The sequence below is a fragment of the Hymenobacter segetis genome (assembly GCF_038448715.1).
Lineage (GTDB): Bacteria > Bacteroidota > Bacteroidia > Cytophagales > Hymenobacteraceae > Hymenobacter > Hymenobacter segetis.
In genome coordinates this window covers 1-10,202 of sequence record NZ_JBCEVZ010000109.1, presented here as the reverse complement: position 1 = coordinate 10,202, position 10,202 = coordinate 1, and the positions used below count along the sequence as shown (strand labels likewise).

Here is a 10,202-nt window from a genome sequence, read left to right as displayed (position 1 = left end):
GGGTCGGTGGCGGCCTCATCGCCCAGGCAGAAGTCGGCGGGCAGGAAGAAACCGGCGGGCGGCGTGGGCAGGAATATTAGTTGCGCGTAGGCCGGGCGGCCGGTGGCGGCCGGCCGGCTGCCCCGCTCCGCCATTAGCTCCACAAACACGGTATCGGCCCCCAGCGCCAGCGACGATATGCCCAGCAGCTCACGACCGGGATTTTCGGCTTCTAATTGGTCGAGCACCTGCGCGAGCGTGGCGCGCAAAGCCCCCTCCCTCCCCGGCGGCAGCAGGCGCTTGCCCACAAAGCCAATGGCTAAGACGCCACTAGTCAACGCACTGTTATTTGGCATATTATCGACCATATTGAGGAGCAGCAAAAAGCTGCGCCGGAGCAGCAAAACATATTAACCCGAGTTCAGGCCGGCCGGCGGCAGAACCGGAAACAGGTTCTTCTACGGCTGGCACCGACCAGGGTCAACTGCTTTTCTCAGTCCGCCTCTCCGCAAAACGCGGGCAACTGCTACCTTGCACCTCGGCTATATAGGATAAACCCCACTCTATTTGAGATGGCAGCAACTTTAGGCCGATTTCTTTTCCAACGCTACCCGCCTTATGGCCGCCCTGCTACCCGAGTTCGAGTACGATATTTTCATCAGCTACCGGCACAACGACAACCTGTTCGATGGCTGGGTGACCGAGTTTGTGGCCCGGTTGCAGGAGGAGCTGGCGGCCACCATCAAGGAGCGGCTGAGCATTTATTTCGATAAGGACCGCACCGACGGCCTGGGCGATACGCACATGGTAGGCCCCAGCCTGGCGCACCGCCTGCGCTCCTTCATCCTGATTCCGCTCATCTCGCAGACCTACTGCGACACCACGCGGTTTTCGTGGCAGCACGAGTTTCTGCCCTTCCTCCAGCAGGCCAGCGCCGACCGCCTGGGCCTGCACCTGCGCCTGCCCAGCGGCAACGTGGGCTGCCGCATCCTGCCCCTGCGCATCCACAACCTCGATGCCACCGATGTGCAGCTGCTGGAGCACACCATGGGCGGCCCGCTGCGCACGATAGACTTCGTGTACCAGGACCTGGGCGTGAACCGCCCCCTCCGCGCCAAAGACGACGAGCTGCCCCGCCCCACCGGCGGCCTGCTCTACCGCAACCAAATCAACAAAGTAGCCAACGCCATCAAGGAGCTGGTGGCCGCCGCCAAGCAACAGAGCGCCCCCGCAGCAACAACCCCGGTGGCACCAGGGCTGCAGGATGCGCCGGCCTGGGCACCGCCAGCCGCGCCGGTATCGGAGGCAACACCAACTGCTCCTGTTGCTTCGGCCCCGCCAGTCGCCGCGCGCGCTAACGGCCCGGTGGTTTTCCTGGCCTGGACCTCGAAGGAGCTGGCCGCCCGACGTGAGGAGCTGGCTTTGGTGTGCACCAAAGCCGGCCTGCATGTAGTCCCCACTTCTGATTGCCCGCTGGATGAGAACGAGTTCCGGCTGCGCACGCAGGAGGCGCTGGCCTCGGCGGTGTGTGCGCTGCACTTGTTGGGCAATGAGTTTGGCCGCCGGTTTGAGGACGACGACGAGTGCTCGTTCCCGATGTTTGCCTATCAGGAGGCGCGGCGGGTGGCCGGCAGCCGGCCGGCGTTCCGGCAGTTTGTGTGGTACTGCCCCGACGAGGCCCTGGCCGTGAAGCCCGCCCAAAAAGCCTTCGTGAACACCATCCGCAACGAACTCACCGAGCAGTGCACCTTCACGAACGCGCCCAGCGCCATGCAGCTGGTGGAGGACCTGCGCAGCAGCCTGCGCCAAGCGGCTCCGCCGGCCGCTGTCATTGAAAAAGAGACAGATATTTTCTTCGTTTTCAATGAGATGGATTTGGAAGAAGCCAATGCCATCACCGACCGGCTGAGCGAGGAATTCCCGCTGGAAATCCTCACCATTGAGCCGGATAGCGAGGATTTGTACAAGGACATCACGGTACGGGCCATTCCGAAAAGCAAGCTGGCGGTGGTGTATTTCAAGCACAGTGCTGGCTGGGCCCTGCCCTTCGTGAAGCAGGTGTGGCGGCTGGTGGGCGGGGCGGGCTCCACCACGCCCATCCTGTTTGTGGGCGAAGACGACCCGGTGCTGAACCGCATGCACGGCTTCAAGGCCCCGAAGGTCATTTCGCGCATTCAGCCGCATCTGGGCGTGAGCGAGGAAGTGCGGCGCGTGTTCCAGCAACTCAACCTGCCGGCCTAAATGGACGCTTCCACCGCCGCCGCGTCGTCCCTGTTCGGACTCGACGCCCCCATTTGCCCCTACACCGGGCTGCGCACTTTTACCGAAGACGAGGCCATTTATTTCCGGGGCCGTGAAGCTCACGTCGCCAAGTGCCTGGATCTATTGGCCGAGCGGCGGTTTGTGATGATAACCGGGGCGTCGGGCGATGGCAAGTCGTCGCTGGTGTTTGCCGGGCTGCTGCCCGAGGTGCGGGCCGGCTTCGTGCGGGCGCGCTACGGCAGCTGGGCCGTGGCCACCTTCCGGCCCGAGCGCAGCCCCTTGCGCAACCTTTCGCAGGCGCTGGCCACGGCCCTGCGGCTGCCCGGCCACGGGGCCATCGAGACCGAGCTGGAGCAGGGGTTTTCGGCGCTGGTGCAGCTTTATAAAACGTCGGCGCTGTGCCCCGCCCCGCCCCCACCGGGCCTCAGCCCGGCCGAGGAGCGCCGCCACCAGCGCGAAGCCGCCAACCTGCTGATAGTCGTCGACCAGTTCGAGGAGTTCTTCACCAACCCCGAAAACTACGACGGCGAAACGCCCAACGCGGCCGCCCAAACCGTGGTGAACCTGCTGCTGGAAACCACCCGCCTGGCCCGGGCCGAGGGCCTGCCCATCTACATCGTGTGCACCATGCGCTCCGATTTCGTGGGCCAGTGCGCCGAGTTCCGGGGCCTGATTGAGCAGATTGGGGCCAGCCAGTATTTCGTGCCCCGGCTGGTGCGCCACGAGTTTGTGGAAGTGATTCGGGAGCCGGCGCTGCTCAGCGGCAACCGCATCAGCGAGCGGCTGGTGCAGCGGTTGCTCTATGACATCGGCCACGGCCAGGACCAGTTGCCGGTGCTCCAGCACGCGCTGCGCCGCATCTGGCTGGCCGCCGATGAGGGCCGCGAGGAAATGGACCTGCTCCACTACGCCATGGTGGGCGGGCTCAGCGACGAGCTGCCGGCCGAGGACCAGCCGCGTTTTGCGCAGTGGCAAACCACGCTGCCACCCCAGCAGCGCGATTTTCTGCTGGCCAACCCCTCGCTGCTCAACGTGCTCGATGCCCACGCCAACCAGCTCTATGCCGAAGCCAACGAGCTGTACAACCGTGACTTCAGCCCCCCGCTGTCGCCAGGCACCGCCGAGCGGGTGATTGAGCAGACCTTTCGGGTACTCACGCGCACCGATGGCAAGCGCGTAGTGCGCAACCGCCTCACGGGGGCCCAAATCACGGCTATTATCGACGACGAAAACCTGCCCTGGCCGGTGGTGTGCCACATTCTGCGGCCCTTCCGGGCGGCGGGCACCACCTTTCTCTCCCCTTTTCTGAGCGAAGACGATGACGACCGCGCCGTGCTCCCGCCCGATGCCGTGCTCGACCTCACCCACGAAAGCCTGATTCGGAACTGGCAGCACCTGGCCCGCTGGGCCAGCGCCGAGGCCGCCGACGTACGAATCGCGGAGAATTTCCGGCAGCAGGCGGGCCGCTGGCAGGCCAACGATGAAAGCCCCGGCTTCCTGCTGCCCATTGGTCTGTATACCTTTTTTGCCCAGTGGCACGCCGGCAAAAAAGGCGCGGCCAACTGGCTGGCCTATTACCTCGAAGCCAGCCCTACGGCCGATGCCACGCTGCGCGAAGAGCAGGCCGCCGCCCAGAACGACGTGCTTACGCGCTACCTCCGGGCCAGTCGCCGCCGCCTGCGGGTGCCGCTGCTGGTGGCGCACTACGGCGCGTGGCGGCTGGCGGCGGCCGTGCTACTGCCGGCGCTGCTACTGGCCTTGGTGTGGCTGGGCGTGCGCCACCGCCGCCAGCAGAGCGACTACGTGACCTACTCCATCGTGAACGGCTATTTCGACCGGGACCGGGAGTTTCAGAAGCCGCCGTTCATCGCGGTGCGCGACATGGCGGCCTTTTTCATCAACGCCGACCGGCTCAAGAACAACCTCTACCGTCCCTGGCTCAGCGGCCGGGCGGCCCGCGACTACGCCTTCCCCCACATGCTTGATTCGCTGGCCAATGACACCCTGGCCCTGGACATTGAGCTGAGCATGTACGGCGGCCTCAGCAACGTGGAATACGACACGGTGGCGCGCGAAAACCCCTACATCCGGCCCGTGCTGCACGACCTGGAGCGCCGCCTGGCACGGGCTGGCAGCATTGCCCGGCCCACCGTCGGCGCGGCCACCCTCAGCGAGCCACAGCGGCGGGTGGCCGTGCTCACGGCCCGCACCATCATGGCCCTCACTCACTACTTAATATGGGACGAGCGGCATTCGGCCCGGCCGGTGCCAGGCCGAATGCCGCTGCCGGAGCGCCAGCACTTCGCAGCTACCAAACAACAGCTGTTGCGCAACCTGCGCGATTATGTGCAGCAGGAAATTCAAACGCCCACTACGGCGCTGCCCGCGCCCAGCCCGGTGGCCTTCGGCTTTTGCCTGCGCGTGCTGCTGGGCCAGGGCACCGATGGCCCCGCCGAGCTGACTTTTCTGACTGGTTTGAGTCCATTTGACCCCGGTACCGTCGGGCAGTTCAACCGGCTGTTTCCGCCCACGGGCACGCTGTATGCCCGCGAGAGCCGGACCCCGCACAGCGGCGGCTATCTCACGGCAGCGATGGCCTTTGCAGCCCTGCGCCAGCTGCCGCAGCTGGCCCAATGCCTGGACACCATGCGCCGCCAGCCCCTCACCCTCACCGATGCCAACGGCGGCATTGCCCTGGTGCCGTATCTGGTGAAATACGAGCTGCTCACCCCCGCCAACACGCACCAGCTGCTGAATGCCTGCGCACAGGTGGGCGGCGTCACCTTCAATGAGTTATTCGCGGCCACCACGTACAGCCTGCTCAGCGTGGCCCCCGTGCAGCAGGTGTTCGATGTGAGCCAGAAGGCTACCATTGCCAACCTGAACCGGGCCGATGCCATCCGCCTCGGCGGCGTCGACCCCGGCTATTTGAACGCCGACCGCGTGAGCTTCTCGGTGCCGGCTGCCAGTCGCGACAAGGCCTGGGGGGCCCTGCGCGAGGCCAGCCAGGCCATTGCCCACCAGGAATCCATCTTCATCGAAAGCGAAGAGCACCACCTGGCCGATGGCGTACCGGAATCCTTCTACAAAATCCGCGACGAGCTGTTTTTGAGCGCTTTCCTGAGCAAGATGCAGGGCGCTTATCTGGCCGAAATAAAGCACCAGCCGGCGGCAGCACAGGCGTCGTTCGAGCAATTCAGCCGCACGCTTGGCCAACTCCAGCAGCACCTCGCGGGCCAGGATGCGCGCTCCCGGCGAGGCCGCGCTGCCCCGAATGCCAAGCATAAAAACCTCCATCAGATTAACTCTTTTGAGTGGAATCTGGCCCCGACCCAACTCTCGCACCAGCTAAGCGGCACCACGGTGGCGAGCACGGGTGCGCAAAGCCCATTGGTGTATTTGCAGCTGCCCATCCGCCCCAAAACCTTGGCTTTCGAAACCTACTATACTTGTTCGTTCGATGCATTTTTTCGGTATGAGCTGCAGCACGAAGCCCGCAGCGCCCGGCCCGACCGCGCCGTGGTGCAGCTTCTCGACAGCGTGGCCTTTGTGGAAGCAGCGTTGCCCGACCGCTACTCCAACGCCCGCACCAATTCGCTGTTTTCCGAAGCCCTGTCCCGCTCCGCCCAGTACCGGCCCAACCTGGCCTGGATTCGGGCCATCGCGCAGCCCGGCCTGCTCCCCGATAACGCCCGCCGGCGGCAGCGCAACGCCCTGCTGCTCCGCCTCTCCGAAACCTTGCAAAGCCACCGTGCGCTAACCCGCCCCGGCCTGCTAGACACGCTGCTCCCGCTCACCAAACGGCTTCGCGGCCAGCCCGCTTTCAGCCGAATCCCGCTGCAAGTAGCTTTCTCCGACCTGGCGACGGCGCTGGCGCACGAGGGCCAAGTAGCCGCCGCCTTCGCGCTGGCCGATGCGCTGGGCGAGCCCATGACCACCATCACCAAAATAAGGGCCAGCGAGCAGGCCATGCTCACGAATAACCAACGTGCCCAGCCCCTGCTGGATAAGTTCTTACACGACTACACCCTGGCCACCGTGGGTGCCTACGTGGGCGAGAAGCAGAAGGAAAGGCCGCGTCTGGTGTCCGGCAACCTGCTGTCCGTATTCTACTGGCGGCCCTACGCCATCGATAATCAGGCCGAGGTGCTGGTACCTTTTGCCCGGCGGCTGGTGAATTTGACTACCGACGAGCGCAACGCCGCCAACGACCTGTACGCCAAGTGCATCGGCTACAGCCTGGCCGACAGATGCTACGCGGCCAAAAGCCAGATGCCCGAATTTCAGGCCGTGGGCCTCGAAGACCTGGACTACAACTACATCCTGATGGGCTGGGCCCACCTGAAAACCACTACGCCCGGCGACGGCTGGCGCGAATACGACGAAATTGAGCTAACCACCCCCGCCGATTATAACGGCTCGGTGAACTAGCCGGCCAATGACGGCTGGCGCTTCATTCTGAGCCTTTATTTTTCCATTACCTTCTCAATTGTCCAGCTAAAACCCGTTACTTCACCGCCGAATTAAGTCCGGTAGTCCGGGTTTTATCCGGCGTGCCACGCACGTCCATTTCCAGCCCCTTCTTCTATTCCACACACCTACTACTCCTTTCATGGCAATTAAAGACAAAGACGCGCTGGGCGGCCCGCGCAAGCTGCTGGCGCTGGATGGTGGCGGCATCCGCGGCACCATTACCCTGGAAATATTGGCCGAGCTGGAGCGCAGCCTGGAGCAGCGCCTCGGGGCCGGGCCGGGTTTCGTGCTGGCCGATTACTTCGACTACATTGCCGGCACCAGCACCGGGGCCATCATTGCCACCTGCCTCAGCCTGGGCATGCGCGTCACCGATATCCGGGCGTTTTACCTGGCCAGCGGCCCGGCCATGTTCGACAAGGCCAGCATCCTCAAGCGCTTCCGCAATAAGTACAAGGACGAGCAGCTGGCTCAGAAGCTCCAGGAAGTCATCCGGGAGCGCAGCGGCGAGCCGGAAACCACGCTGGGCAGCCAGGCCCTGAAAACCTACCTGCTCCTGATTCTGCGCAACGCCACCACCGACTCGCCCTGGCCCCTCTCCAACAACCCCCGGGCCAAGTACAACGACATCAGCCACCACAGCTGCAACCTGCAGCTGCCGCTCTGGCAGCTGGTGCGGGCCAGCACCGCCGCCCCCACCTACTTCCCCCCCGAAGTAGTGACCGTGGGCACCGAGGATTTTGTGTTCGTGGACGGCGGCGTGACCATGTATAACAACCCCGCGTTCCAGCTTTTCCTGATGGCTACCGTGAAGCCCTACAAGCTGGAATGGCCCACCGGCGAAGACCAACTCCTGCTCGTGTCGGTGGGCACGGGTGCGGCGGCCGGCTCCAACGCCGACCTCGCCCCCAACGAGATGAACCTGCTCTACAACGCCAGCTCCATCCCATCGGCCCTCATGTTTGCCGCCTCCAATGAGCAAGACATGCTGTGCCGCGTGTTTGGGCGCTGCCTGCACGGCGGCGAAATCGATAGCGAGGTGCTGGATTTGAAGGGCGACATCGGCCCGGGCTCCATCGAGAAGAAGTTTTTCACCTACCTGCGCTACAACGCGGACCTCTCCCGCGCCGGGCTCGACGCCTTGGGCCTACCCCACATCAAGCCCGAAACCGTGCAGCAGATGGATTCCGTGCAGTACATCCCGCAGCTCCAGGAAGTGGGCCAGGCCGTGGCCAAAGAAGTGGATTTGGCGCATTTCGCGGCCTTCCTGCCGGCCTAGCCTACCATTCGAGTGAAACCGGACAAGAATGAGCCGTCCCCCGCGTAAAAATACCCGGTTTTGAAACACCGTATTTCTACGGGGGTATGCGCCGGAATTGTCGCGGTTCTTTGTGCCGCCGCGCCGCTGCCGCACGGCCCATTAATCCAGGCGCTTCCCCGGTGCGGCAAGCCGCCGCCGGAAGCCGCGCCCCCGGTTTCAACGTCACGCCGAATTCACCAAAATCACTCCCTCGCGAACGTATCACTTCACCAACCTTACTCATCTAACCCAATGAACAACACCGCTCTGGCAGCCAATGCCACTGAAACCTCTTACCTCCTCAGCGAAGGCGACTACACGCAGTACGCGGCCGCCTGGAAGGAATTTGCCGGGCCATCTGGGGCAAATCTTACGCAAGCCTTCCTCGGGCCCGACAGCAACCGGCTGGAGGCCCTCAGCTTTCCGCCGGAGCGCATTAAATGGCTGGTTTCGGCCGTCGGCGTGAGCCAGATTAAAGCGCGGTTTTTGCTGATGCCCGGCCCTCAGGGCGAACGGTTCAACCTCGTCCTGTTCGCCACCGATGCCACCGGCTACCGGCTGTCGGCCTACTACCTGCCCGACCCCTACTTCACGGCCAGCACCCCAAATGGTGGCCTGGGCGAGCCTATTCCGCTGGACCTGGCTGCTGACTGGCAAAAAAACTGGCACGATGCGGACGACATCAAGGCGGACATGTTCATTTCTTACGCCGCCACCTCGCACGAGGCGGTCACGCTCGAAGGCTACAACTTTGAGATAAAGGATTTTGTGTCGGCCCTCTTCGGCAGCGCATCCGTTCCGGGCCAGAACCTCAGCCTGGGCCTGGGCCTGCACGAGTACCACGCCCCTACTGCCACTTCGGAGGCTGATTTGACGAAAACGTTCGGCCTGGTGCTGCAGGCTCCCGCTGCGGAGCTGGCTGCGCGCGGGGCGGCGGCCACCGCCGCCCGGGCTTTTGACATGGCCTTTCCCTGCCCTCCCGGCACCTGAGAGCCGATACCAAAAAACCTTATAATTGCCAGTTCTGACGGAAGAGGGCAAGTGCGTTATGACTGACCTTTTTCATCTTTCGTTGCAGCAGCTGGTGATGCGGCTGACGATGTTGCCGGTACTGGCAGCCGGAATCATTGGCCTGATTCGCTTCCGCCAGCTGCCGCTGAATATGCGGTACCTCACCACGCTTATCGGCTTCGTGCTGCCGATGAATGTGTTGGCTTTCGCGTTCATGATTCAGCACCGCAACAACATGTTTTTGATGCCGGTGTATATGGTGGGCGAGTTCACCCTCCTGGCCCTGGTGTTTCGACACACGCTACAGTCGCCTACCTTCACCCGGGCCGTGCCCTGGCTGGTAGGCGGCTTTGCAGCGTATGCCTTGTTCGATAGCCTGGTTCCGGGCGCGCTGGCCCAGTTTCGGCCCGGTCAGCAGGTGGTTCAGGGCGCGCTGATACTGCTGCTGGTGGGCCTGTATTTCCGGAAGCTGCTGCGCGAGCTACGCGTGCTGCAGCTGCGGCGCGAGCCCATGTTCTGGGTATCGACGGGATTATTGATATATTACCTGGGCTATTTGCAGATTGCCATTTTCAGCAATTACCTGCTGAACTACTCGCACCAGCTGAATGCCAACGTCTGGATGATACATTCGTTTCTGTTCATTATCCTTTATAGCTGCTACAGCCTGGCCTTATGGCTCCCCCAGCGGAAGTAACGTTTGGCCAGCTGCTATTTAGTGGCATCGCGGTGATGCTGCTGGCGGCGGGCACGCTACTGGTCTTTCTGGTGACGTACCAGAAGCGCCTGCTGCAACAGCAGCTCCACATGCGCACCGCCGAGGCCATTCATCAGCAGCAGCTGCTGGTAGCCATTATTGAAGCCCAGGAAGGGGAGCGCGAGCGCATCGGGCAGGATTTGCACGACGGCATCGGCTCGACGGTGGCCACGGCCAAGCTGCTGATAAACCGGCTCAGCAGCACCCCCACCGAGGCCCCGCCTACCGAGCTGCTGGCCCTTATCGAAGAGCTCATGACGGCGGCCGTGCAGGACGTGCGCAGCGTGTCGCACAGCCTGTACCCGGCCGTGCTCTCGCGCTACGGGCTGGCCGAGGCCATTCAGCACCTGGTGGACGTGTGCAACGAAACCGGCAAGCTGCCCATCGAGCTGGATATGGAATACGGCCAGTCCCTGGCCC

Annotated in this window: 7 protein-coding genes; 6 read left to right on the top strand and 1 reads right to left on the bottom strand. The window is 63.5% G+C overall.

The window, feature by feature from the left end:
• On the bottom strand, window positions 1–335 hold a 335-nt coding region (locus AAFH49_RS22120; RefSeq protein ID WP_342301638.1), incomplete at its 3' end, for a hypothetical protein.
• Between the two features lie 262 nt (window positions 336–597).
• On the opposite strand from AAFH49_RS22120, the gene AAFH49_RS22115 reads away from it, so the two are divergent.
• The 6 genes from AAFH49_RS22115 to AAFH49_RS22090 all read left to right on the top strand — a co-directional run.
• Entirely contained in the window at window positions 598–2,220 is a 1,623-nt protein-coding gene (locus tag AAFH49_RS22115) for a hypothetical protein (protein WP_342301636.1), read from the top strand.
• On the top strand, window positions 2,221–6,672 hold the full coding sequence (locus AAFH49_RS22110; protein WP_342301635.1) for an ATP-binding protein: 4,452 nt from the start codon (window positions 2,221–2,223) through the stop codon (window positions 6,670–6,672).
• Between the two features lie 181 nt (window positions 6,673–6,853).
• Window positions 6,854–7,993: a patatin-like phospholipase family protein gene (locus AAFH49_RS22105; protein ID WP_342301634.1), complete on the top strand. Its 1,140-nt coding sequence runs from the start codon at window positions 6,854–6,856 to the stop codon at window positions 7,991–7,993.
• A 273-nt stretch (window positions 7,994–8,266) separates the two neighbouring features.
• Window positions 8,267–9,004 (top strand): hypothetical protein, encoded by a 738-nt coding sequence (locus tag AAFH49_RS22100; protein WP_342301632.1) that lies wholly within the window; start codon window positions 8,267–8,269, stop codon window positions 9,002–9,004.
• Window positions 9,005–9,062: 58 nt separating this feature from the next.
• Entirely contained in the window at window positions 9,063–9,722 is a 660-nt protein-coding gene (locus AAFH49_RS22095) for a hypothetical protein (RefSeq protein WP_342301630.1), read from the top strand.
• A partial coding sequence (locus AAFH49_RS22090; protein ID WP_342301629.1) for a sensor histidine kinase occupies window positions 9,701–10,202 on the top strand: 502 nt, incomplete at its 3' end. The genes AAFH49_RS22095 and AAFH49_RS22090, both read left to right, overlap by 22 nt.

What these genes read in the sequence shown, in the direction of transcription:
- AAFH49_RS22115 (WP_342301636.1), top strand. Translation starts at nt 598, where the DNA reads ATGGCCGCCCTGCTACCCGAGTTCGAGTACGATATTTTCATCAGCTAC.
- AAFH49_RS22110 (WP_342301635.1), top strand. Translation starts at nt 2,221, where the DNA reads ATGGACGCTTCCACCGCCGCCGCGTCGTCCCTGTTCGGACTCGACGCC.
- AAFH49_RS22105 (WP_342301634.1), top strand. Translation starts at nt 6,854, where the DNA reads ATGGCAATTAAAGACAAAGACGCGCTGGGCGGCCCGCGCAAGCTGCTG.
- AAFH49_RS22100 (WP_342301632.1), top strand. Translation starts at nt 8,267, where the DNA reads ATGAACAACACCGCTCTGGCAGCCAATGCCACTGAAACCTCTTACCTC.
- AAFH49_RS22095 (WP_342301630.1), top strand. Translation starts at nt 9,063, where the DNA reads ATGACTGACCTTTTTCATCTTTCGTTGCAGCAGCTGGTGATGCGGCTG.